We start from the raw sequence: 21,676 nt of genomic DNA on the forward strand, positions 1-21,676 counted from the left end.
CCGCCTGAGGATGGGACCGGGGAGGATGGGAACCGGATTCAGTTGTGGGTGGGGGGTTCGAAGCCGTGGCGCACCTGCTGGACCCCGTCGGCCGTCGCGGACTTCCGGGCGGGGAAGGCTTCGCCCGCCACCATGCCGTTGCGCAGCGTCCCCTGGACCTGGAGCCTGCCGGAGGCCTGCACCAGGGAGGGGTTCACGTGGGCCGGGATCGCGGCCAGGACGTGGACGGAGGCGGTGGCGGTGTAGCGCGGGTCGTTGTTGTACATCGCCACGATCTGGCAGGTTCCGGCGGTGGCGGCGGCCGTGAAGGTCCCCGCGGCGTCGATGGTGCCGGCGGTGGCGGGCAGGACCGTCCAGGTGGTGCCTCCGCCCCAGGGTGAACTGGCTGAGAAATGGAAGGTCTGCCCCAGAAGCACCTGGGCGGAAGGGGGGGTGATGTTGAACCGGCCGTTCAACTGCCCGGCTTGGTCGCCGGGGGCCTTGTCGCCCCCCATGATGCAGCCCACCATGCCGGAGGCCGCGAGGGCCCCCGCCAGCAGGCGGCGGCGAATGCCGGGGGATTCGGGAAGCAGGATCATGGTCGTTCCCCTAGAAGGTCCAGATGATGCCGACGGTGCCCACGCGGGCCTGGAGATCCTCGTAGCCGTAATGGCTGGCGATCCAGCGCGCCTCGAGCTCCAGGCCCGGGCGGAACCGGCGGGTGACTGCGAAGCCCAGGCCGGCCCGGGTCCAGTGGCTGGTGCCGGAGAGCCGCGCGACGCCGGCCCCGGGGACTTCCAGCTCGTTGGTGCTCTTCACGCTCCAGCGGATGGCGTAGACGCCCGGGCCCATGGCCCATTTCCCCCGGGGGCCGTCGTTGCGGAAGAGCAGTTCGACGCCCAGGCTCATGGCCTGGACCCTGGTGTCGATGCGCTGGATGAAGGGGGTGGTGACGGCCTGGTGCCGGGCGCCGAAGCCCATGAAGTCCAGCCGTGGGCGCACCGCGTGGGTCGGGTCGAGGTTCCAGTCGAGGTGGACGCCCCCCTGGAAACCGGCGCCCGCGGTGGTGCGGAGCTTGTTCTCCACGGGCACGGCGGCGCCGGCCTGGATGCCGATCCAGGGGGACTCCGCCGCCCCAAGAAAGGCCGAACCCGCCATCAGTGCTCCGAGGACGGCCAACCCTATCGAATGCCGCATGATGCCTCCGGTCCCGATTCGCCTGGCTTTGGTGTGAATTGATAAAAGTTATATCGATTGATCCCAAATCTCTATTGTTTATTATTTCCAAGTCCTCCATGCCGGTCGCCGTCCGCCGTGGAAGGCTCCACATTCAACCCAAGGGAGGCGAGCATGCCTGAAGCCATGGAACTCGGAAGGCGGGTCGCGACCTTCCGGGAGCGCCTGGGCCTGAGCCGGGAGGAGCTGGCCGCCAACGCGGGCGTCAGCGCCGGGCTCGTGGAGGCGGTGGAAGAGGGTCGCGCCTATCCGCCCCTGGGTCTCCTTCTCAAGGTCGCCCGGGCCCTGGGACAGCGCCTGGGCACGTTCATGGACGACCACTACCGGGAGGACCCCCTCATCGTCCGGGCGAAGGACCGCCAAGGAGAGGTCCCGGACGCCGTCACGGGTCCCTACCGCTACTTCTCCCTGGGCCGCGGCAAGACCGACCGGCACATGGAGCCGCTCTTCATCGAGATCGGACCGGAGGAGCCCGGGACCCCCTCCAGCCACGAGGGGGAGGAGTTCCTCCTCGTCGCCGACGGGGAGGTGGTGGTCCGCTACGGCAACGCCACCCACACCCTCCGGCCCGGGGACACCATGTACTACAACTCCATCGTCCCCCACGTCGTGTTCGCGGGCGGGGGCCGGCCGGCCTCCATCTACGCCGTCATCTTCCAGCCCTTCTGACCGGAGGTCCCGTGAGCTTCTCCCTGGCCTCCCCGCGAGGCACCGCCCCCGTGGAGGGGCCCTTCCCGGCGTCCGCATCCATGGGCCCCACCCCCGAGGGGGTCCCCGTCACCCGGGAGCTGACCATCGGCCAGGCCCTGGACGCGGCCGTGGCCGCCCATCCGGGGCAGGACGCCGTGGTGTACGCCGACCGCGACTACCGCCTGACCTGGCGGCAGTTCTCGGACCAGGTGGACCTCATGGCCAAGGGCCTCATGGCCCTCGGGGTGAAGAAGGGCGAGAAGGTGGCGGTGTGGGCCACCAACGTCCCCCACTGGGTGACCCTGCAGTTCGCCACCGCCCGCATCGGCGCGGTCCTCCTGACCGTGAACACCAACTACAAGTCCACCGAGATCGACTACCTCCTGCGGCAGTCGGAGACCGAGAACCTCTTCATCATCGAGGGGGTGCGCGACACGGACTACGTGGCGACCCTGTTCGAGCTGGTGCCCGAGCTCAAGGACCAGCCGCGGGGCCAGCTTCGGTCGCCCCGCTACCCGCACCTCAAGCGGGTCGTCTTCCTGGGGGCCCAGAAGCACCGGGGCATGTACGCCGTTCCCGAGGTCCTGGCCCTGGCCTGCACCGTGACGGAGGAGGACTTCCAGGCCCGCCAGGCGGAGCTGGACTGCCGCGACGTCATCAACATGCAGTACACGTCCGGCACCACGGGCTTTCCCAAGGGCGTGCAGCTCACCCACCACAACATCCTCAACAACGGCTTCTGGATCGGCTTCAACCAGCACCTGACCCACCAGGACCGGGTGTGCATCCCCGTTCCGCTCTTCCACTGCTTCGGGTGCGTGCTGGGCGTCATGGCCTGCGTCAGCCACGCCTCCACGATGGTCCTCCTGGAGAAGTACGACCCGGTGACGGTGATGATGAGCGTGGAGCGCGAGGCCTGCACGGCGCTCTACGGCGTGCCCACGATGTTCATCAACGTCCTGGAGCACCCCCTCTTCCCCAAGTTCGACTTCACGAGCCTGCGCACCGGCATCATGGCCGGCTCGCCCTGCCCCGTGAAGACCATGCGCGCCTGCGTGGAGCGCATGCACATGGACGAACTGACCATCTGCTACGGCCTGACGGAATCCAGCCCCGTGGTGACCCAGACCCGCTACGACGAACCCAGCCTCGAGGTGAAGTGCGCCACCGTGGGCCGGGCCATGCCCGGCATCGAGATGGCGGTGATCACGGAGAACGGGGAGCTCGCTCCCGTGGGCGAGCCGGGGGAGCTGTGCAGCCGCGGCTACACCACCATGTCCGGCTACTACCGCATGCCGGCCGAGACCGCCCAGTGCGTCGACGCCAACGGCTGGCTCCACTCCGGCGACATCGGCACCATGGACGCCCAGGGCTACTACCGCGTCACCGGCCGCCTCAAGGACATGATCATCCGGGGCGGCGAGAACATCTACCCCAAGGAGCTCGAGGAGTACATCCACCACCTGGAGGGCGTCTCCGACGTCCAGGTGGTGGGCGTGCCCAGCGCCAAGTACGGCGAGCAGTGCGCGGCCTTCATCATCCTCCGCCCCGGCGCGGACCTGTCGGAGGCCGACGTCCAGGACTTCTGCCGGGGCAGGATCGCGTGGTACAAGATCCCCCGGTACGTGGCCTTCGTGGAGGCCTACCCCATGACGGCCAGCGGGAAGATCCAGAAGTACCGGCTGCGGGAGGAGGCCGCGCGGCGGTGGCCGGAGGCCTAGGCGGGAAATACGGGTAGTATTGGGGATCACTTTCCCCAGGTCCGCCTTCCGGAGGCCCCATGCCCCCACGTCCCTATCGACGCCCCACGAGCCTGCTGGTCAAGGCCCTGCTATGGGCGGCGGCGGCCGCAGTGATGGTGGGGTCGATGGTCTACCAGCGGCTCACCGGGCCCACCCACCCCCGGCGCGGCGCCTTCGCCATGGCGGGGGCCACCCACGCCTACAAGGTGTCCCGCAGCGGGGACAGCGGCCAGGACGAACGCATCGCCCTTCCGGACCCGGGCCATGGCGTCACGGGCGTCCTCCGCTACCGGCGGTTCCGCACGGCGGACCCCTTCACCTCCGTGCCTTTGCGCGCCGAGGACCACCGGGGCCGGAAGGAGCTGGCGGCACTGCTGCCGCGCCAGCCCGCCGCCGGGAAGCTGGAATACGTCCTCCGCCTGGAGGGCCCCGGAGGCCCGGTGACGGTGCCCCCGGAGGGCGGGGCCATCGTGATCCGCTTCAAGGACCACGTGCCGGCGCCCCTGCTCGTCGCCCACGTGGCCATGATGTTCCTCGGGGTCATGGTGGGGGTGCGGGCCGGCCTCGCCGCGGTGGCGGGGGCCTCGGACATGGCCTCCCAGGCCTGGGCCACGCTTGCCTGCCTCACCGCTGGCGGGCTGGTGCTGGGGCCCTTCGTGCAGAAGCACGCCTTCGGCGCCTACTGGACCGGATTCCCCTTCGGAGGGGACCTCACCGACAACAAGACCGTGCTCATGTGGGGCGCCTGGGCCCTGGCCTGCGCCGTCCTGTGGGCGGCGCGCCGCGGCCCCGCGCGGGTCGCGGTGGCCCTGGCCTCGGCGGCGATGCTGGGGGTGTACCTCATCCCCCACAGCGCCCGGGGCAGCGAGCTGGACTATTCGAAGGTGGACCGGGGCATGACCGGCCCCGCCGCCATCCAAACGGGCCGCTGAGCCCCCCACGGAAGGACACGGACCATGAAGGCACTCGGAATCCTGGCGCTCCCCCTGCTGCTCCTCGCGGCGTGGCCCCCGGCCTTCGCCCAGGCCGCCCGCGGCAGGTACCCGGAGGCAACCCGCAACTTCGTGGACCCCGCCGCCCTGGACCTGTCCGCCCTGCCCGCGCCGCCCCTTCCGGGAACCCTGGCCGCCGACGCTGACCTGGAGACGATCCTCCAGCTCCAGGCGTGGCGCACGGAGGCCGAGGTGGCCTGGGCCCGGGCCCTGGACCACCTGGACATCTTCGGCGCCGGCGCCGCCGTCGGGCCCTGGTTCACCCGGTCCGCCCTGCCCCGCTGCGCCCGGCTTCTGGAGGAGGCCCTGGGGGACGGGGAAAGCCTCAACAAGGTCGCCAAGCTGAAGTTCCGGAGGCTCCGCCCCCCCTACTTCGACGCCCGGGTGAAGCCCTGCGTGAAGATCCTGCCCTTCCCCGTGGGCGAGCCCCCCGCAGGCTTCTACTCCTACCCCAGCGGCCATTCCACCTCCATCTTCATCCTGGCGGAGCTCGTGTCGGACCTGGTCCCCGACCGGCGCGAGGCCATGCAGGAATGGGCCCACAAGGCCGCCTGGAGCCGCATGTTCGCGGGCATGCACTTCCCCTCCGACGACGTGGGCGGGATGCACCTGGCGGCGATCGCGGTCAAGGGGATGAAGGCCAACCCCGCCTTCCGCGAGGCCCTGGCGGCGTGCGCCGAGGAGATCAGGACCGCGAGGTCACTGCCCCAGTAGCCGGTCCGCCTCCTCCTGGAGCCGGGCCACGTAGGTGGGGAAGCAGTCGGGGCAGAGCCCGTGGGAGAAGTCGGCCTCGGAATTGTCGCGGACGTACTTCTCCAGCACCTCCCAGTAGCCGTCGTCGTTCTTGATCTTTTTGCAATACATGCAGATGGGCAGCAGGCCGTGGAGGGTGTGGATCCGGGTGGCCTGGGCCGCGGCGAGGGCCTCCTGGGCCTCCACCCGATCGGTGATGTCCGTGCAGCTGCCGATGAAGCCCCCGAAGGCCCCGTCAGGCCCGAACATGGGCGCGCCCCGGTCCGAGATCCAGCGCCAGGCGCCGTCGTGGCGGCGGAGGCGGTACTCCATCTCGAACACGGCGTGGCGGCCGAGGTGGTCCAGGTAGATGTCCAGGCAGCGCTGGAGGTCCTCCGGGTGCACGCCCTCGGCCCAGCCGTTGCCGGATTCCTGGGCCATGGTGCGCCCGGTGAAGGCCAGCCAGCGGGCGTTGAAGTAGTTGCAGAGGCCGTCGGTCCCTGCCCTCCAGATGAGGATGGGGGCCTGCTCGACGAGGACGGCGTATTCGCTCGGCTCGAGCACGGGTTCGACGAAGGGCATGGTGCCTCCCTGAGGCGGTGGGGTGGCAGTCATGGTATCGATTCCCGCGCGCCGCGGGGAAAGAAAGAGCCTCGCTCCTTTCCCCGGGGATCCAGCGGTCATGATCCGTTCAAGTGGAGGGCTGGAGCTCCCCGCCCTCCGCCTCCGCCTCCTCCTCGCGGAACACGCCCTCCCACCTGGCGATGACCGCGCTCGCCAGGCCGTTGCCGGTGACGTTGACCGTGGTGCGCGCCATGTCCATGATCTCGTCCACCGCCAGGATCATCGCCACGCCGGCCTCGCCGGGAAGCCCGAAGCTGGCGCAGGTGGCGGCGATGATCACCAGGGTCGCCCGGGGCACGCCGGCCACCCCCTTGGACGTGAGCATGAACATCACCATCATGGAGATCTGCTGGCCCAGCGTCATGTGGATGCCCGCGGCCTGCGCGATGGCGAGGCTGGCCAGCACCAGGTAGAGCGTCGACCCGTCCAGGTTGAAGCTGTAGCCCGTGGGGATAACGAAGCTGGCCACCCGCCGCGGGACGCCGAAGCGCACCATCTCCTCCAGGAGCTTGGGCAGGGCGGCCTCGCTGGAGGCGGTGGAGTAGGCGGTGAGGGCCGGGTCCTTGATGGCCCGGAAAAAGCCCGCCACCGGGATGCGGAACATCAGCATGACCGGGATGAACACCAGCACCACCAGGAGGATCAGGGCGAAATACAGGCTGCCCACCAGCTTGGCGTACTGCCCCAGCAGGTGGGCCACGGCCGCCCAGCCCTGCACGAACACGCCGTTGACGGCCTGGCCCGCGGCCATGTGGCTGACGTTGTAGGCCATGGCGCCGAAGACGCCCAGCGGGGTGAGGGTCATGATCATGTCGGTGTACTTGAACATGACCTGGGCCAGCCCTTCGAAGAAGGCCAGCACGGGCCGCCCCTTGTCGGGCACGCGCGTGAGGGCGATGCCGATGAGGGCCGAGAACACCACCACCGGAAGCACGTCGGCCTCGGCGGCGTGCTTGAAGAAGTTGGTGGGAAAGGCGTGGAGGGCCACCTCCCACCCGGATTTCTGGGCCGCCAGCACCACGTGCTCGGTGGCCTTCAGCGGCAGGCCCGAGCCGGGGTGGAGCCAGTTGGCCACGAACAGCCCGATGAAGAGCGCCAGGGTGGTGATGACCTCGAAATAGAGCAGGGCCTTCCCGCCCATGCGCCCCACGGCCTTGATGTCCCCGGTCTGGGCGATGCCGGTGATGACCGTGGCCACCAGGATGGGGACGATGATGCTCTTGATGAGGCTGATGAACGCCTTGCTCAGGAACCGAAAAGATTCATACGCGACCGGGTGACGGTCAGCGGGCAGGAAGCCGCCCAGGACGACGCCCATGAGCAGACCGAAAAAAATCCAGAAGGTGCTTGAGCGATACCAGGGCTTGCGAATCACGGGGGCTCCGGGGGAACGATGGGACGATGCCCAAGCATGACATGGGGGCCGCCGCCGCGCCGGGCACGCTTCCCGGGGATTTTTCCCTTCGAGGGGACGGTTCCAGGTACGTAAATTTACCTAGCCGAAAATCATCGCAAAGCGGGGGCCGGCCGAAGAGACTAGGGTATCCCCCGCCCACCTGCGCGGGGGGCCTTCAGGCGCGGTTTTTCGGATCGGACCCATGCGAACGAACCTACCCATCACCGCCAACGAGATCCATCTCAAGGAAGGGGCCTTCATCGTCTCGATGACGGACCCCCAGGGGCGGCTCACCTACGTCAACGACGAGTTCATCCGCATCAGCGGCTTCACCGAGGCCGAGCTCATCGGGCAGCCCCACAACATGGTCCGCCACCCGGAAATGCCGTCGGCGGCCTTCGAGGACCTGTGGCGCACGGCCAAGTCGGGCAAGCCCTGGTACGCCCTGGTGAAGAACCGCTGCAAGAACGGCGACTTCTACTGGGTGGACGCCAACGTCACGCCCATCTTCGAGCGGGGCGTCCTCAAGGGCTTCGTCTCCATCCGCAGCAAGGCGAGCCGGTCGCAGATCCGCGAGGCCGAGCGGGTCTACAGGCTCCTCAACCAGGGCAAGCGGTGGGAGGACACCGTCGTCCGGCGCTGGGAGCCCTTTCCGAGGATGCCGGCCACGACCCAGCTGCGCGTGGCCTTCTTCTCCATGATGGGCCTGTTCCTGCTCATCCAGGGGGCCACCATCGCCACCTCCTCCGCGGCGAACGTCGCGCCCCGGGCCGCGGCCACGGTGTTCGGACTCGCGGCCAGCCTGCTCATGGCCTGGCTGGCCATGCGGGGCATGCGCATCCGCCTCGGGGCCAACCCGGAGCAGGCCATCGAGGTGGTCAAGCGCATGGCCGAAGGCGACATGCGCGTGGAGATCGAGACCCACGCCGGGGACGAGGCCAGCCTCATGGCCACGCTCCGCAGCATGCAGTCCCACCTCAAGGGCATGGTCAACCGCATCCGCTTCGACGGCCTGCGGGTGCAGATGAACGCCTCGGGCTTCGTCTCCGCCACCCACGAGATCGCCACCACCAGCCAGGAGCTGGCCCAGAACGCCGAGGACCAGCGGGTCTCCGTGGAGCGCATGGCCTCGGCCATGACCGAGCTCTCCGCCTCCATCCACGAGGTGGCCGGCCACGTGCGCGCCAGCCAGACCCAGACGGAGGCCGCCGTGACCGCCGCCGAGGCCGGCGACGTCTCCGGCAAGGCCGCCATCCAGGCCATGGCCCAGGTGGAGCAGGCCACGACCCGCGTGGTGGACGCCGTCAAGGTGATCCAGGAGATCGCGCGCCAGACCAACCTCCTGTCCCTCAACGCCGCCATCGAGGCCGCCAAGGCCGGGCAGCTCGGCAAGGGCTTCGCCGTCGTGGCCGAGGAGGTGCGCAAGCTCGCCGAGCGCAGCGCCCACGCCGCCCGGGAGATCGCCGCCCTCATCGAGACCAGCAACCACGCCGTGGTCCAGGGCCGCACCACGGTGCAGGACGCCGTCGCCGCCCTGGGGGAGATCCGGGAGCACATCGGCCACGTCACCTCCATGGCCCTCCAGATAACCACCTCAACCGCCGAACAGGCCAAGGCCAGCTCCGAGGTGGCCCAGCTGGTGGAGGCCACCGCGGACAAGGCCGTCTCCAACGCCAGCGCCAGCACCCAGCTCAGCGCCACGGTGGTGCAGACCAGCGCCAACTCCGACCAGCTCGCCGCCACGGCGGAGGGGCTCGCGGACCTGGTGGCGAGGTTCAAGACCTAGAACGACAGGGACTGGCAAACCGCGCCGTTGTGTGAAATGCTCGGTGCCGATCCCCCTGGAGACGCCATGACCCCGCCCAAGTCCTCCATGATCCAGACCCAGGGCCTCGTGGGCTCCGACCGGCTCCGGGAGGCCCTGGCCCTCCTGCGGGAGGCCGGCGCGGAGGGCATCAGCCGGGAGAAGCTCCGGGTGGAGATGGGCGGCCGCAGCCTGCGCACCGTGGATCGCGCCATCCTCGTGCTGGAGGACCAGGGGGCCCGGTTCGACCGGGTGCGCCGGGGCAGCCCGGCGGTGATCCACTTCGTATTGAAGAAGGGCCCCACCTGGGACGAGCACGTTTCCAGCGAGGCCCGCATGGCCCTGCGGGTGGCGGGGCTCTCCCTGGCCCAGTGCGGCACCCTGCTCTGGCAGGACCAGCTGGACGCCCTGGAGGAGCTCGCCAGCGAGCGCATGTCCACCCGGGACCGCCGGCTCTTCGAGAACCTCAAGAAGGCCATCCGCGTGCAGGGCGGCGTGGACGACCCCATCGAGTCGCCCGACATCCTCGAGCCCATCCTCAAGGCCCTGGAGGGCCAGAAGGAGACGGACGTGGTCTACCAGGCCGCGGGGGCCGCCGCGGCCAGCGTGCACCACGTGGTGCCCTACGCCCTGACCCATGACCTCTTTTCCGGCGGCACCTTCCTCCTGGTGTGGGACCCCGCCGGGAGCCTGCCCAAGCACCTGCGCCAGAACCGCATCGTGAGCGTCAAGGTCACGTCCCGCACCGGCAGCTTCCCGGAGGAGCTCATGGCCCGGGTCGCCAGGTACCAGATCGGCGGCTGGACCAGCGCCGAGGACCCCTTCCTGGTGGAGGCCCTCATCCGGGGGCCCCACTGGATCCAGGCCTTCAAGGAGGCCCCCCCGGCCCTGCCAGAGTTCCAGACCTTTCCGTCGAAGGACGGCGCGTCGGCGCGCGTGACCTTCAAGGCCACCCACCCCAACGGCGCCTCCCGCTGGCTGATGCAGTTCGGCGCGGCGGCGGAGGTGCTGGCGCCGGAGTTCCTGCGCCAGGAGATCCACGCCCAGTTCAGGAAGGCCGTGGCCACGTACGAACGGGTCGACTGAGGACCCGAACGGTCGTACCTTGTCGCTGGAGGCCGCCATGAAGATCCGCGAGAACCTGGACGCCATGATCGCCAAGCACCCGGAGATCTACGAAGCTTACGAGCGGTACGGCAAGGCCGTGCACGAGCGGGGGGGACCCCTGGACGAGAAGACGCGCTGGCTCATCAAGCTCGCCGTCTCCGCCTCCCAGGGCCTCGCCAAGGCCCAGCTCACCCACATGGCCAAGGCCCAGGCCGCGGGCTGCACGGAGGAGGAGATCGAGCACGCCATCCTCCTCATCGCCCCCACCGCGGGCTTTCCCCGCATGATGGAGGCCATGGAGCGGTTCCGGGAATCGCGCTAGGAGCCTGTCTACGTAATAGGAGGCCCCGCGATGATGGCACCGGGGCTAGCAAATCAAGGAAGGCGAGGAAAGCCGCAGCGGGACTGCGGTTGACGAGCCTGACGCAGAGTTGCTGGCCCCGCTGCCATCACCCGAAGGGCGGCGCCCAGAAGCGCGCTTATCGTTTGCAAGTCCCTTGAAGGATTGACCTAATCCTCCTGCGGGCCTTGCGCTCGATAATCACGCTTCCGGGCGCCGTCGCGGGGCCTCCTATTACGTAGACAGGCTCCTGATATGTATTGGCCTGTCAAGGGTGCCAGACCTCTTTAGTTTGACAGTGCATGGGGAGCAGAACGGACGGCATTCCGCCGGTTGATCAGTCTGATATTCGCGGGTTGGTTACCGGCATGACAACCGATTCGTCGGGGAGCTTCCTTGCTCTAGAGTTGAGGGTCATTCCATCGCTGGACGCCTACATAGGAGCACCGAGGGTTCTCCCACCGTTGCCCGTTCTGCTGCCGATGCACTGCGACTCTGTATTCGCCCCCGGTGACGCGGGATCGGGACCGGGGAAGGCCTGACCGATGGCCCAGATGAAGCCCGCCAGTTCCCTGGCAATGGCTGTGCAGACTTTGACCTTGAGCTTGCCCTTGCTCTCCAGGAGGCGATAGCGGCCGCAGAGCCGCACCTGGGCCTTCCAGGCGATTTCCTGGATTCTTTCCGGGGCCCGCTTCGCCTTCTGCTGGAGGTGTGCTGTCTTCCGGGCGGGATGGTGATAGGTCCAGGCCGCCTCCACCAGGACTCGGCGGACGTGCCCATTCCCGGTCTTGGTGATGCCGCCGCGGGAGTGCTTGGCTCCACTTGAGTGTTCACTTGGGACCAGGCCCAGAAACGCCATCAACTGAGGGGCGGTCCTGAACCGATGCAGGTCGCCAATCTCCGCCATGGTGGTTGTCGCCGCGATCCGGCTGATCCCGCGCAGGGCCATCAGCCCTTCGATCACCGCCGCGAATCCAGAAGCAGTGCCGGCGGCTTCAAGTTGCTCCTCTAATGCCTCCACCCTCCGGCTCAGCATCTGGAGCGTATCCAGATAGTCCTGGAACACGACCTGCTGGACCGGCTGGTCGAATTTCACGTCTTCCAGCCACCGGAAGTGCATTCGGCTCCACTTCTTCTCATGCTCGTAGATTCTGCCGTGGCGCAGGAGAAAGGCCTGCAGGCGCTGTTTGGCCTGGCGTTCCAGGTGCTTCAGGTCCTCCCGGCCTCGGGTCAGATCCCTCAGGGCCTCCTGGGTTTCATCTGGGACCCAGACCGCCGTCAGCTCGCCGGCCCTGAGCAGCCGGGCCAGGGTCTGACTATCCCGTCGATCCGTCTTGACCCGATCTCCAGGTTTTTTGGGAATCAGGGACGGCGCCACCACCTGGTTGGCTACCCCCATTCCCAGGAGTTGGCGATGAAGGACATAGCCACAGGGCCCTGCCTCGTAACAGCACAACAGCGACGCTTCTCCCTTGCGAAGCTGCCGAATCAGCTTCGTGACTGCTTCGGGGTTGTTCCGGAACTCCCCCACGTAGCGGACCTCGCCTCCAGAGGCTTCCGCCACGGAGACGGCGATCGTCTCCTTATGGACATCCATCCCGACGAATTTGCTATAGACTGCCATGGCCTGCCCTCCTCAATAACGGCTCTGAGCCGGTGGGTTGTTTGGCGCACCGAGCTTAATCCGCGTTGCTTGAGATAGGGCAGGCCCTTTTCGGGAAAACCGGAGGCCTTGCCGAAGCTCCATCCGGGTACCACCCTTGGGGCAGCCGGGCGGAGGATAAGGCTCCGCAGGGATGCGACCTGAGCGCCGTCCCGGGCCCGGAAAATGGGCGGGCCGGAGAACCTCCGGCCCTTTGCCTATTTTTTGGGCGGCATGCGAAAAATCCCGGGGGCACGGGGGCAGAGCCCCCGGATGCCTATGTCACCGAGCCCCTCATCGGATGGGAGGCCAATACATGATGTCTAGATTCTCGAAAGGTACTGGTCCAGCATGTCGAACGTGCCGGTGTAGCCGTTGACCATGGAGGCGTGGCCTTCGCGGAAGGTCGCGCGCTCCTTCTCCGTCGCCTGGAAGGGGACCGATTCCAGGGTGAGGAGGGTCTTTCCGCCCTGCTCGGCCAGGGTGAGGACGTTCAGGGTCCGCAGCGGCCAGGTGGCGCTCATGGGGTGGCGGGTGATTCCGCCCTGCTCGTCGGAGAAGTGAAGCACCGTGACGATGCGGGACGGGGGGACGATCTCCCGGTACTGGATCCGGCCCCACATGCTGAAGCCTTCGGGCGCCTTCATCCCGTAGTGGAAGCCGCCGCCGTCGCGGAAGTCCAGGTAGGCCACCTCCAGGGCGAAACCCCGGGGGCCCCACCAATGGGCGAGGCGCTCCTCCTCGGCCCAGGCCTTGAAGATCAGGTCCCGGGGGGCGTCGAACACGCGGGTGATGACGAAGGGGTCGGGCTCCATGCGCAGCGCCACGTGGGCCTCCAGCCGCGCCAGGGTCTGGTTCCCCCCCTCGACGGCGTTGAACTCCCGCACCGCCAGGTCCCGCTCCTCCGCGGTGGGAAACACCGCGCGAAGGGTGACCCGCGTGCCCGCGCCCACCTCCTCGAACGCGGCCACGGCCTGGAACTGGCCGGGTTCGCCGGCCACGCCGGCGCCGTGGTCGTAGGCGATGCGCCGGGGCGGGTCCAGCTCCCGGTAGCAGATGCGGTTGGGGTAGTCCCTGCCGTCGGGGCCGTGCATCGTGAAGAGCCAGAGGCCCCCCGGGCGCACGTTCATCTCGCGGATGGTGGTGGTGAAGCCGTTGGGCCCCCACCACAGGCCCGCCTGGGCGGGATCGGTCCAGGCCGCGTACACCAGGTCCCGGGGCGCTTCGATCAGGCGGGAGACGGCCATCTCCCGGTCCAGGGTTTCCACGAGGGGACGGGGACGTTCGGCCATGGGGGCTCCTTTCAATCCGCGGCGTTGCGGTTGCGACTCAGGCTCGATCGTGGGCCGGGGCAGACCGAGGTTAGACCACCCGGACGGGCAAGTCAACGGAGCTCAGGGCCTGTGCGCAACCAAGCGAACCCGGGTGCGGGCGACCGCCCCGTGGTGTTCGTACGCGAAGCCGGTGATGCCGATTCCCGGCGCGAATTCCAGGGTCCGCTGGTCCGGATTCGTGCTGAAGGAGGCCGTGAAAGCGGGGAAGGCCGCTCCCCGGGCCACCCCGGGAGCCGAGAACGGCCTGGGTTCGCTGCCCTCCACCACCCAGGCGTACATGTTGTCGTCCCTGCCCGGGGCCTTGGCCCAGGTCTTGCCGGCCCGCAGGGGCAGATCCAGGAAGGGTTCCGCGCCCGGCGGCGGGTAGGCGCGGTCGGCCAGGAGCTGGCGGGCCTTGACCGTGGCGCCCTTCAGGCTGCGGGAGGACTCCTGGTAGAGCCGCCCCTTCCTGCAGATGATAACGGAGATGGAATTGCCCTTCCCGGGTTCGTACCAGGCCAGGTCCATGGGAAAGCCCCGCACCACCGCGGCGAAGCCCCCTTCGCCGGGGATGAACTGCAGCACCTCCATCACGTTGCGCACCCGGCCGGCGCGCACCTTGTGGGTGTTCGGGATCGTCCACTCGGCCTCCCCCGCGTAGGTCCAGGAGGCGCCCTTGTTCAGGGGGAACTGCTGGAGCACGGCGGCCGTGTCCAGGGTGGGGCCGTCAGCCGCCTGGGGCGGCCGGGACAGGAGCATGGCAAGGAGCATGGGGAAAAGCATGGAATCTCGTATCGCCTTCCATAGTGCCAGAAAACCCGCTGGGCCGCCGGTTCAAGGCAGGAATCGTGCCTGGATGGAAGGAGGGACCCGGGGACAGGCGGATTCCGGCCGGCTGAAGAGCCTGTTGCGCGCCCGGGCCACGACATCGTAGGCCCCGTCCCGAAGCCCCCTGGGCACACGTCCGCCCAGCCGGGCCAGGAGGGTCCAGCCTCCACCCAGGCCGAGCAGCAGGTGCAGCACGGCCTCGGACCGCAGCAGCACCCGGTCCCCGTGGACCACCACCACGCTCGCGGGCGGGTCCGCCTCCGGAAAGCGCTCCCGGAAGGTGGCGCCCCCCAGGGGCGCGAAGCGGCAGGTGCCGCTCCGCCGCGCCAGGAAGCGCACCAGACCGTGGCACAGTCCGCAGCCGCCGTCGTAGAACAGGAGGTCCGGGGCTTCCCGCGGGGTGGCCATGGGAGCAGTGTAACCCGGTGTGACCGCCTCCGCATTTTCCCCGCGGGTGGTAGCCAGGGGCCGTTCCTTCCTTCAAGATCAAGGGGAGGCCGCCCCCCGGCCGGACAGCCCAGGAGGCCCCTTGAGACCCGAAACCGAAGCCACCCTCGTCACGGAAGCCGTCGCCGAGCTCATCGCCCTGGGCGCCGCCATGGCCGCCAACAACGAGGAAGCGTTTCAGCGCCACAACTTCCGCCTCCACAAGCTGGGCATTCCCAGGGAGGACCGCATCCAGGCCGTGAACATCGCCCTCCAGGTGAAGATGGCCCCCCACCGCAACCTGGTGGAGATGGCCGAGGGCTACCTCACCGGCGGCGCCGAGCCCGAAGGCGGCTGCTGCGGCGGCGAATGCGGATGCGCAGGCGAGGAGGAGGCCGCGGGCTCCTGCTGCGGCGGGGACGAAGGCTGCGGCTGCGGGCACTGATTTCCGCCGCTTTTCCATTCGCCGGATCGAGCGGCGCGGACAAACTGCCATCATGGATTTCGCAGGCTGGCCCCTCCTCGCCCTTCTCGCAGGCCCCTGGGGCCTCGGACTCCTGACGGCCCTGGCGCGCATGCGGGACCTGCCCGCTCTTGAAGGGGTCCCGGCGCGCGGTGCGGCGCCGCGGGTCGCCCTGTGCATTCCGGCCCGGAACGAAGGGAAGGACCTGGGCAAGGCCCTGGATTCCTGGCTGGCCCAGGACCTCCCGGGGCTCCGGATCCTCGTGGTGGACGACGGCTCCACGGACGGCACGCCCGGGATCCTCGCGGACCGCGGCGCGCGCCACGCGGGCCGGCTGCGGGCGCTGCGCAACGACCACCTGCCCGCGGGGTGGCTGGGGAAGAACCACGCCCTGCACCTCGCCTCCCAGCAGCCCGAGGCCCTGGAGGCCGAGTGGCTGCTGTTCGCCGATGCCGACGTGCAGGCCCCCCCGGACCTCCTGGGCCGGGCCTTCGCGTTCCTGGATGAGCACCCCGCCGACCTCCTGGCCCTGGTGCCCGCCGTGGACACGGAGAGCTTCGCCGAGCGCGTGTTCCTGCCCTGGGCCTTCCTGGGCTTCCTGGTGGCGATCCCCTTCCGGAGGGTCCCGGTGCCGGGCGCCTGGGCCCACTGCGGGATCGGCGCGTTCACCCTGGTGCGCCGGGTCGCCTACGACGCCGTGGACGGCCACGCGGGAGCGCCCATGGAGGCCATCGACGACATGATGCTGGCCAGGCGCGTCAAGCTCGCGGGCTTCACGAACCGGGTGGCCCTCGGCGGCCCGGGGCTCCACCTGCGCATGTACCACGGGCTGGGCGACCTGGTGCGGGCCATGCGGAAGAACGCCCTGGCCTTCCCGGTCCTGGTGCCCCTGGTGCCCCTGGGCCTGGCCGGGGTCCTGGGCGCCTCCCTCGCGCCCGTCCTCCTCGCCCTGGCCGGGCATCCCGGAGCGGGGGCCGCACTCTGGGCGGGCGTGCCCGCGGCCATGGCCGTGGTGCACAGGCGCCTCACCGGACGCGGACCGGACTGGGCCTGGGCCTTCTGGCCCGTGAACGGCTTCCTCATGGCCTGCGGCATCCTGTGGGCCCTGGGCGACCGCGTCAGGGGGGTCAACCACTGGCGGGGGCGGGAGGTCCGCCTTTGATCAGGGCCTGGAGGGGCGCCCCTGCGCGTCCAGGAGCGTCACCGCGACCTCGCCTCGGGCGAGGGTCCGGGCCAGGAACTGCGAGCCCTGGCCCACGCCCACGAGGGTGAGGGCGTCGCCCCGCGCCAGGACCAGGCCAGCCCGCTTCAGCGCGCATTCGGGACCGGCCAGGACCTCCCAGGTGGTGGAGCCCGACTGGAAGGTGAGGGTCACGAACGCGCCGGGTCCGCGCGTCTCCAGCTGCACCGCGGTGACGGTGCCCTGGAGCGTGACTTCCCGGGCGGCATCGTACGGCATCGCGGGCGGGCGCCCTTCGCCGGAAGGGGGCGGCCCCCCGGGCTCCTGGGCGAAGAGCGCCAGGCCCAGCAGCAGGCCGGCGAGAAGGATGAGGGTTTGTTTCACGGAGTGCCTCCTGCGGCAGAAGATGGCCCGGGCGGCCCCGAGGTTGCGCCTCTCCGCCCAACGGGCCCCGGTCCCGGCCGGATGGCCGCGGGCAGCCGCCCGGCGCCCTGGTAAGCTTGCGCGAGACCCCGGCCTGGAGACCCCATGAACAGCCGATCCCCTGCCCCCGCCCGCCGCCTGGAGCGCGCCCAGGCCCTGCAGAACGACCGCTTCACCCGGGCCGCCGGGGGCGCCAGCCGTCCCCTGGGAGGCGGTTTCGCCCACTGGCGGGGCGAGGGGCATCCCCTCAATCAGGCCCTGGGGCTGGTGGATCCGGTTTCGGAAGCGGACCTGGTGGCCGCGGAGGCGTTCCTCGGCCAGGGCGGCCACCCGGTCGTCCTCGAGCTGAGTCCCGCCGCGGACCCCGCCCTCTGGATCCTTCTGGCGTCCCGGGGCTACCGGGTGGCGCAGTTCCAGCAGCTCTGGGTGCGGTCCCTCGCGGACGCCCCGGTCTCCCCGGAGGGCATCCGGGTCGCGGAGCCCGGGGAGGCGGACCTCTACAGCCGCCTGGTCGGTGCGGGATTTTCCGACACCGACGACTGGCGGGACCTGGAGCCTCCCTTCCGGACGACGCTCGACGTGGAGGACGCCTGGGGCTTCCTGGCCTTCGTGGAGGGGGAGCCCGCCGGAGGCGGGATGCTCGGCCTCGCCGGGGGCGTGGCCATGCTCAGCGGGGATGCCGTCCTCCCGCGGTTCCGGGGGCGCGGGATCCAGAAGGCGCTGATCGCCGCGCGCCTGGACCGGGCCCGCAAGGCCGGCTGCGACCTGGCCTGCGCGTCCACCCTTCCCGGCACGCCGAGCCAGGGCTCCTACGAGGCCTGCGGCTTTCGCGCGGGCTACCCGAAGCTGGAGATGGCACGGAGCCCGTCCCCGTGCGAGTAGGCTAGGTTTCCGCCAGGACCGTCCGGATCTGCCCGAGGGTGAACGGCTTGGGGATGACCCGGGTGTGGGGGTCGCCCCGCAGGGCCTCCTCCACGGCGGCATCCACGTTGCCGGTGGCCAGGAGCACCGGGAGGTTGGGCTTGAGCACGCGCAGGCGCTTCAGCGTCTCCACTCCGCCCATGTCGGGCATGGTCACGTCCATGATCACCAGATCGGGTTCGGGCGAGGCTTCCAGCAGGGCCAGGGCCTTGGCGCCGCGGTCCACCGACTCCACGTGGTGGCCGAGGATCCCCAGCAGGCTGGGCACCGAGGCAAGGATGAGGTCATCGTCGTCCACGAGAAGAATGTTCACGCAACACCTCTGGCAGCGGGAAAGGGATCAGCCCCAGGATACCCCCGTTACGGCGCCCGGAAACCGCCTTTGCGGGGCATGCGGTATCCTGGAGCCTGGCGAAGCGGCCGAAACCCCCAGGAGTCCCGAAAATGCGAATCATTCCCACCCTGCTCACGTCCGGCGCCCTCGTGCTGGCCGGCCTCGGCTGCTCGAAATCGAAGCCCGGGGCGCCCACCGCCTCCGTTCCCGCGGCCAAGGGCGTCCTCCAGGGCACCGTGCTCGAGACCGTCCCCGCCCCGCCATACACCTACCTCCGCCTGAAGGCCGCCCAGGGCGAGGTGTGGGCCGCCGTGCCCGCCGCCGACGTCAAGGTGGGCGCGCCGGTCACCGTGAACATCTCCATCACCATGGACAAGTTCGAGTCCCCCTCCCTCCACCGCACCTTCGAGCGGGTCTTCATGGGCACCCTGGCCGGCGCCGAAAGCGCCGCCCCCGTGGGCATGGGCATGGGGATGCCGCCCAAGGCCCCCGCCGCCCCCGCCGGCCCCGACGAGAAGGTGGCCAAGGCCGCCGGCGCCGACGCCCGCACCGTCGCCGAAGTGTGGGCCCAGAAGGCCGGGCTCAAGGAGAAGACCGTGACCGTCAAGGGGAAGGTCGTGAAGTACAACGAGGCCATCATGGGCCGCAACTGGCTCCACCTGCGGGACGGCAGCGGCTCCGACGCCGCCAAGGACAACGACATCGCCGTGACCACCCAGGACGGGTCCCGGGTGGGCGAGGTCGTGACCGTCAAGGGCGTCGTGCGCATCGGCAAGGACTTCGGCTCGGGCTACACCTACCCCGTGATCATCGAGGACGCGAAGATCGTCCGCTAGTTGCTCCACCCCCACCGGGCCCCGGGGATCAAGGTACGGGAGGATCCCCCGGGCCCGGCGAGGTGGAGCCCGCCGCCGGCGCCCACGCGCAGGCGGCTGGCCAGCGGGCTTTCCGCATTCCGGGTGAACAGGCCCAGCGCCAGGGAGCCGTCCCCGGAGACCGTTTCCAGGGCGCCCTTGTCCAGGTCGGCGGCGACCACGCGGCCCTTGCGGCCAGCCATGCCCCCGGGGGAGGCGCCGGGTTCCGCGAGCGCCACGAGCACCCGGCCCGTCCCGGGTTCCGGCAGCAGCGCTGCGGTCATCCCCTTCGAACCGTCCAGGGGCCGGTTCCAGCGTTCCCGGCCGGAACCGTCCAGCACCCGCAGCGCCAGCCCATCCGGACCTTCCTCCAGGACGGCGACGGAGCCGTCCCCGCAAAAGCGCGGCCGGATCTGCCGGCCCTTCCCGCTCGGGATCCGCCAGAGCTCCTCTCCCGTGCGGCCGTCACAGACGAGGATGCCGTCGGCGGCCGAGACCATGACCCGGCTGGCCGTCGCGTCGGGGATGGGCTGGCCGGTCCCGTGCATCCTGCCGGTTTCCGTCCAGACGCCGGTGGCCAGGTCCAGCTCCCGGATGGGCGCGGAGCCGTCCTTGGCGCGGCCGAATTCCCTGAGCAGCGTCCCGGAAAGGAAGGCGAAGCGGGATCCCAGGAACTCGCGCTTCCCCCTGGACTGGTGGAGCACCTTGCGGGCCTGGACATCGGCCACCGTGAGGCAATCCGGGGTGATGATCACCGCCAGGCGCCCCTCGGACGAAAGGGCACGGACATGGCTCCATCCCTGGGGCCCCGGAATGGAGAGGTCCCAGGGGGGCTGGACCCTGGGTGGAGTCCGGCCCAGGTCGATGTCCACCACCTGGGACCTGCTCAGGTCGCAGGCCACGTAGCGGCGGCCGTCGGGTGAGAAGAGGCCTCCCGGCTCCCCGCCGACGGTGGCGGCGGTGGCGGTGTCGAGGAGGAACGCCTGCCTGTGGAAACGGCCCTCGCCCAGGACCGTGATCCAGCCGCCGGTGGGGGCGATGTCCACGACGCAGAACGTGGAAAGGGTGGAGGGACCCCCGGATCGGACCCAGGCGCAAAAGCCCGCCCCGGCAAGAGCGATCGCCCCGAGGCCCAGGGCCAGGGACACCGAGAGGACCTTGTGGCCGCGGCGCAGGTCGGCGCCTCCCCGGGACAGCTGCAGGTGGACCGACACGGCCAGGACCGGCAGCACCAGAAGCGTGGCCGCGCCCAGGAACCAGGGCAGCGCCCGGAAGGCGCCGCCCTCGGCGATGCGCCCGGTCATCCAGGTCATGGACGCGCCGAAGGACCCCAGCACGGCGACGTCCAGCAGGAGCCAGGCGCTCCGGGACCTGAACACCGTGCCCAGCACGTGGGCGGCGAGCAGGATGTAGACCGAGCCCACGGAGGAAAAGGCCGCAACCGCGCCCAGGCCTGCGGCGTTGCGGGGGACCAGCGCGGCCTGGGGCAGCGCCACCAGGAGCCCGCCGCCCACCACCAGGAGCCACGCGCCCAGGAACCGTCCCAGGAGCACCGTGCCGGCCGATACGGGGCGGGCGAAGTAGAAGCCCATCCTCCCGCCCTGCAGGTCTCCGGGAATCATGGAGGCGCCCAGCACCGCCGACATGGCTGCGACGAACCCCAGGTTGAGCCCCACCCCCAGGATCCCCCGGATGTCGCCCATGGGCTTGAGCCAGGGCACCACGATCCCCGCCAGGGCCACGTAGCCCGCCGCGGCCCACACCAGCTTCTGTTCGGCCAGTTCCCTTTTCGCGATGACGAGCGCCTTCATGCGTTCACCTCTCCGGCGACGGTTGCGAGGAAGATCTCTTCGAGGGAGGCGCCCGCGGCGGCGTCGGGCGGAAGGCCCGCGGCCGCCAGGGCGGCTTCGCTGAACCGCGAGACGGTGGCCTCCAGGCCGAAGGCGCCCTGGGCGAGGTCCGCCGGCACCAGGGGCCCCAGGTCCGGGGCGTCCTGCGGCCCGCACCGGATGCGGCGGTGGCGGGCCTTGAGGTCCTCCATGGGTTCGTCCAGGAGCAGGCGTCCCCGGTGGAGGATGCCCACCCGGTCCGCGATGCCCTCGATGCCGGACAGGTCGTGGGTGGTGACGAACACGGTGGCGCCCCGCTCCCCCAGGTCATCCAGGACCTCCCGGTAGAGGTCCCGGCGGGCCACGGGATCCAGGCCCAGGGTCGGGTCGTCCAGGACCAGCAGGTCCGGCCTGCCGCCCAGAGCCAGGGCAAGGGCGACCTGGGTCTGCTGGCCCCGGGAGAGGCGCCCGAAGGGCTGGCCGGGATCCACCCCGAACCGCTCGAGCCTCGCCGCCACGCCGGCAGCGTCCCAGGATGGGGCGAGGCCCCCGCAGAAGGCCGAGGCCTGGGCCGCGGTCATGCGCGGCGGCACCTGGGGCGTCTCGGGAACCACGCCGGTGCGCTCCATGGCGCGGGCCCGGCCGAGCCAGGCATCGGCGCCGAAAAGCTCGGCCCGCCCGGAGCGGGGCCGGTCGAGGCCCAGGAGGGCCTTCACGAAGGTGGACTTCCCGGCGCCGTTGCGGCCGAGGAGCGCATACACGGTGCCCGGCTCCACGGCCAGGTACAGGCCCGCCAGGGCAACGGTGCGGCCGTAGGCCAT

General features: G+C 70.1%; 22 protein-coding genes and 1 pseudogene. 11 read left to right on the forward strand and 12 right to left on the reverse strand.

Annotated elements, in window-relative coordinates; all coding sequences use genetic code 11:
• Positions 1–38 precede the first annotated feature (38 nt).
• On the reverse strand, positions 39–578 hold the full coding sequence (locus tag ACZ5MC_RS13180; RefSeq protein WP_306600962.1) for a hypothetical protein: 540 nt from the start codon (positions 576–578) through the stop codon (positions 39–41).
• Between the two features lie 10 nt (positions 579–588).
• Positions 589–1,137 carry a hypothetical protein gene (locus ACZ5MC_RS13185; protein ID WP_306600963.1) on the reverse strand — a complete coding sequence of 183 codons (549 nt, stop codon included), beginning with the start codon at positions 1,135–1,137 and terminating at the stop codon, positions 589–591.
• A gap of 192 nt (positions 1,138–1,329) precedes the next feature.
• Between ACZ5MC_RS13185 and ACZ5MC_RS13190 the strand changes: the two genes are divergently transcribed.
• From ACZ5MC_RS13190 to ACZ5MC_RS13205, 4 genes are all read left to right on the forward strand, one after another.
• Positions 1,330–1,884 (forward strand): XRE family transcriptional regulator, encoded by a 555-nt coding sequence (locus ACZ5MC_RS13190; RefSeq protein ID WP_306600964.1) that lies wholly within the window; start codon positions 1,330–1,332, stop codon positions 1,882–1,884.
• A gap of 80 nt (positions 1,885–1,964) precedes the next feature.
• On the forward strand, positions 1,965–3,626 hold the full coding sequence (locus ACZ5MC_RS13195; protein ID WP_373432567.1) for an AMP-binding protein: 1,662 nt from the start codon (positions 1,965–1,967) through the stop codon (positions 3,624–3,626).
• A gap of 59 nt (positions 3,627–3,685) precedes the next feature.
• On the forward strand, positions 3,686–4,579 hold the full coding sequence (locus tag ACZ5MC_RS13200) for a hypothetical protein (RefSeq protein ID WP_306600966.1): 894 nt from the start codon (positions 3,686–3,688) through the stop codon (positions 4,577–4,579).
• A 24-nt stretch (positions 4,580–4,603) separates the two neighbouring features.
• Complete coding sequence (locus tag ACZ5MC_RS13205; protein WP_464515994.1) at positions 4,604–5,353, forward strand: phosphatase PAP2 family protein; 750 nt, start codon at positions 4,604–4,606, stop codon at positions 5,351–5,353.
• Here ACZ5MC_RS13205 and ACZ5MC_RS13210 read toward each other — a convergent pair.
• Both ACZ5MC_RS13210 and ACZ5MC_RS13215 read right to left on the reverse strand, forming a co-directional pair.
• Positions 5,339–5,953, reverse strand: a complete 615-nt coding sequence (locus tag ACZ5MC_RS13210) for a PAS domain-containing protein (protein WP_306600968.1) — start codon at positions 5,951–5,953, stop codon at positions 5,339–5,341. The two genes, ACZ5MC_RS13205 and ACZ5MC_RS13210, sit on opposite strands and share 15 nt — an antisense overlap.
• A gap of 109 nt (positions 5,954–6,062) precedes the next feature.
• Positions 6,063–7,370 (reverse strand): dicarboxylate/amino acid:cation symporter, encoded by a 1,308-nt coding sequence (locus ACZ5MC_RS13215; RefSeq protein ID WP_306600969.1) that lies wholly within the window; start codon positions 7,368–7,370, stop codon positions 6,063–6,065.
• A gap of 223 nt (positions 7,371–7,593) precedes the next feature.
• Here ACZ5MC_RS13215 and ACZ5MC_RS13220 point away from each other — a divergent pair, with 223 nt between their 5' ends.
• The 3 genes from ACZ5MC_RS13220 to ACZ5MC_RS13230 all read left to right on the forward strand — a co-directional run bounded on the left by ACZ5MC_RS13220 (position 7,594) and on the right by ACZ5MC_RS13230 (position 10,624).
• A complete protein-coding gene (locus tag ACZ5MC_RS13220) occupies positions 7,594–9,177 on the forward strand; it encodes a methyl-accepting chemotaxis protein (RefSeq protein ID WP_306600970.1) in 1,584 nt (527 codons plus the stop codon).
• Positions 9,178–9,243: 66 nt separating this feature from the next.
• Positions 9,244–10,281 (forward strand): helix-turn-helix transcriptional regulator, encoded by a 1,038-nt coding sequence (locus ACZ5MC_RS13225; protein WP_306600971.1) that lies wholly within the window; start codon positions 9,244–9,246, stop codon positions 10,279–10,281.
• A gap of 37 nt (positions 10,282–10,318) precedes the next feature.
• A complete protein-coding gene (locus ACZ5MC_RS13230) occupies positions 10,319–10,624 on the forward strand; it encodes a carboxymuconolactone decarboxylase family protein (protein WP_306600972.1) in 306 nt (101 codons plus the stop codon).
• 562 nt (positions 10,625–11,186) lie between these two features.
• Here the strand turns inward: ACZ5MC_RS13230 and ACZ5MC_RS13235 are convergent.
• The 4 genes and pseudogenes from ACZ5MC_RS13235 to ACZ5MC_RS13250 all read right to left on the reverse strand — a co-directional run.
• Positions 11,187–12,266, reverse strand: a pseudogene (locus tag ACZ5MC_RS13235) (IS110 family RNA-guided transposase); the annotation flags it as partial.
• A gap of 341 nt (positions 12,267–12,607) precedes the next feature.
• On the reverse strand, positions 12,608–13,576 hold the full coding sequence (locus tag ACZ5MC_RS13240; protein ID WP_464515995.1) for an SRPBCC domain-containing protein: 969 nt from the start codon (positions 13,574–13,576) through the stop codon (positions 12,608–12,610).
• A 102-nt stretch (positions 13,577–13,678) separates the two neighbouring features.
• Positions 13,679–14,380 (reverse strand): hypothetical protein, encoded by a 702-nt coding sequence (locus tag ACZ5MC_RS13245; RefSeq protein WP_464515996.1) that lies wholly within the window; start codon positions 14,378–14,380, stop codon positions 13,679–13,681.
• 51 nt (positions 14,381–14,431) lie between these two features.
• A complete protein-coding gene (locus ACZ5MC_RS13250) occupies positions 14,432–14,833 on the reverse strand; it encodes a thiol-disulfide oxidoreductase DCC family protein (RefSeq protein ID WP_306600976.1) in 402 nt (133 codons plus the stop codon).
• Between the two features lie 121 nt (positions 14,834–14,954).
• On the opposite strand from ACZ5MC_RS13250, the gene ACZ5MC_RS13255 reads away from it, so the two are divergent.
• On the forward strand, positions 14,955–15,296 hold the full coding sequence (locus ACZ5MC_RS13255; RefSeq protein WP_306600977.1) for a hypothetical protein: 342 nt from the start codon (positions 14,955–14,957) through the stop codon (positions 15,294–15,296).
• 52 nt (positions 15,297–15,348) lie between these two features.
• A complete protein-coding gene (locus ACZ5MC_RS13260; RefSeq protein ID WP_464515997.1) occupies positions 15,349–16,476 on the forward strand; it encodes a glycosyltransferase in 1,128 nt (375 codons plus the stop codon).
• On the opposite strand, the gene ACZ5MC_RS13265 is transcribed toward ACZ5MC_RS13260, so the two are convergent.
• Positions 16,477–16,878, reverse strand: a complete 402-nt coding sequence (locus ACZ5MC_RS13265; RefSeq protein ID WP_464515998.1) for a hypothetical protein — start codon at positions 16,876–16,878, stop codon at positions 16,477–16,479.
• 144 nt (positions 16,879–17,022) lie between these two features.
• Here ACZ5MC_RS13265 and ACZ5MC_RS13270 point away from each other — a divergent pair, with 144 nt between their 5' ends.
• Positions 17,023–17,799 carry a GNAT family N-acetyltransferase gene (locus ACZ5MC_RS13270; protein ID WP_306600980.1) on the forward strand — a complete coding sequence of 259 codons (777 nt, stop codon included), beginning with the start codon at positions 17,023–17,025 and terminating at the stop codon, positions 17,797–17,799.
• A 1-nt stretch (position 17,800) separates the two neighbouring features.
• On the opposite strand, the gene ACZ5MC_RS13275 is transcribed toward ACZ5MC_RS13270, so the two are convergent.
• Positions 17,801–18,151 (reverse strand): response regulator, encoded by a 351-nt coding sequence (locus ACZ5MC_RS13275; protein WP_306600981.1) that lies wholly within the window; start codon positions 18,149–18,151, stop codon positions 17,801–17,803.
• Positions 18,152–18,282: 131 nt separating this feature from the next.
• Between ACZ5MC_RS13275 and ACZ5MC_RS13280 the strand changes: the two genes are divergently transcribed.
• A complete protein-coding gene (locus tag ACZ5MC_RS13280) occupies positions 18,283–19,008 on the forward strand; it encodes an OB-fold nucleic acid binding domain-containing protein (RefSeq protein WP_306600982.1) in 726 nt (241 codons plus the stop codon).
• On the opposite strand, the gene ACZ5MC_RS13285 is transcribed toward ACZ5MC_RS13280, so the two are convergent.
• Both ACZ5MC_RS13285 and ACZ5MC_RS13290 read right to left on the reverse strand, forming a co-directional pair.
• On the reverse strand, positions 19,005–20,837 hold the full coding sequence (locus ACZ5MC_RS13285) for a PQQ-binding-like beta-propeller repeat protein (RefSeq protein ID WP_464515999.1): 1,833 nt from the start codon (positions 20,835–20,837) through the stop codon (positions 19,005–19,007). The two genes, ACZ5MC_RS13280 and ACZ5MC_RS13285, sit on opposite strands and share 4 nt — an antisense overlap.
• Entirely contained in the window at positions 20,834–21,676 is an 843-nt protein-coding gene (locus ACZ5MC_RS13290) for an ABC transporter ATP-binding protein (RefSeq protein ID WP_464516000.1), read from the reverse strand. The genes ACZ5MC_RS13285 and ACZ5MC_RS13290 overlap by 4 nt, the downstream gene beginning before the upstream one ends.

Source organism: Mesoterricola sp. JemC181 (genome assembly GCF_055384585.1).

What these genes read in the sequence shown, in the direction of transcription:
- ACZ5MC_RS13180 (WP_306600962.1), bottom strand. Translation starts at nt 578, where the DNA reads ATGATCCTGCTTCCCGAATCCCCCGGCATTCGCCGCCGCCTGCTGGCG.
- ACZ5MC_RS13185 (WP_306600963.1), bottom strand. Translation starts at nt 1,137, where the DNA reads ATGGCGGGTTCGGCCTTTCTTGGGGCGGCGGAGTCCCCCTGGATCGGC.
- ACZ5MC_RS13190 (WP_306600964.1), top strand. Translation starts at nt 1,330, where the DNA reads ATGCCTGAAGCCATGGAACTCGGAAGGCGGGTCGCGACCTTCCGGGAG.
- ACZ5MC_RS13195 (WP_373432567.1), top strand. Translation starts at nt 1,965, where the DNA reads ATGGGCCCCACCCCCGAGGGGGTCCCCGTCACCCGGGAGCTGACCATC.
- ACZ5MC_RS13200 (WP_306600966.1), top strand. Translation starts at nt 3,686, where the DNA reads ATGCCCCCACGTCCCTATCGACGCCCCACGAGCCTGCTGGTCAAGGCC.
- ACZ5MC_RS13205 (WP_464515994.1), top strand. Translation starts at nt 4,604, where the DNA reads ATGAAGGCACTCGGAATCCTGGCGCTCCCCCTGCTGCTCCTCGCGGCG.
- ACZ5MC_RS13210 (WP_306600968.1), bottom strand. Translation starts at nt 5,953, where the DNA reads ATGCCCTTCGTCGAACCCGTGCTCGAGCCGAGCGAATACGCCGTCCTC.
- ACZ5MC_RS13220 (WP_306600970.1), top strand. Translation starts at nt 7,594, where the DNA reads ATGCGAACGAACCTACCCATCACCGCCAACGAGATCCATCTCAAGGAA.
- ACZ5MC_RS13225 (WP_306600971.1), top strand. Translation starts at nt 9,244, where the DNA reads ATGACCCCGCCCAAGTCCTCCATGATCCAGACCCAGGGCCTCGTGGGC.
- ACZ5MC_RS13230 (WP_306600972.1), top strand. Translation starts at nt 10,319, where the DNA reads ATGAAGATCCGCGAGAACCTGGACGCCATGATCGCCAAGCACCCGGAG.
- ACZ5MC_RS13240 (WP_464515995.1), bottom strand. Translation starts at nt 13,576, where the DNA reads ATGGCCGAACGTCCCCGTCCCCTCGTGGAAACCCTGGACCGGGAGATG.
- ACZ5MC_RS13245 (WP_464515996.1), bottom strand. Translation starts at nt 14,380, where the DNA reads ATGCTTTTCCCCATGCTCCTTGCCATGCTCCTGTCCCGGCCGCCCCAG.
- ACZ5MC_RS13250 (WP_306600976.1), bottom strand. Translation starts at nt 14,833, where the DNA reads ATGGCCACCCCGCGGGAAGCCCCGGACCTCCTGTTCTACGACGGCGGC.
- ACZ5MC_RS13260 (WP_464515997.1), top strand. Translation starts at nt 15,349, where the DNA reads ATGGATTTCGCAGGCTGGCCCCTCCTCGCCCTTCTCGCAGGCCCCTGG.
- ACZ5MC_RS13270 (WP_306600980.1), top strand. Translation starts at nt 17,023, where the DNA reads ATGAACAGCCGATCCCCTGCCCCCGCCCGCCGCCTGGAGCGCGCCCAG.
- ACZ5MC_RS13280 (WP_306600982.1), top strand. Translation starts at nt 18,283, where the DNA reads ATGCGAATCATTCCCACCCTGCTCACGTCCGGCGCCCTCGTGCTGGCC.
- ACZ5MC_RS13285 (WP_464515999.1), bottom strand. Translation starts at nt 20,837, where the DNA reads ATGAAGGCGCTCGTCATCGCGAAAAGGGAACTGGCCGAACAGAAGCTG.
- ACZ5MC_RS13290 (WP_464516000.1), bottom strand. Translation starts at nt 21,676, where the DNA reads ATGGCCTACGGCCGCACCGTTGCCCTGGCGGGCCTGTACCTGGCCGTG.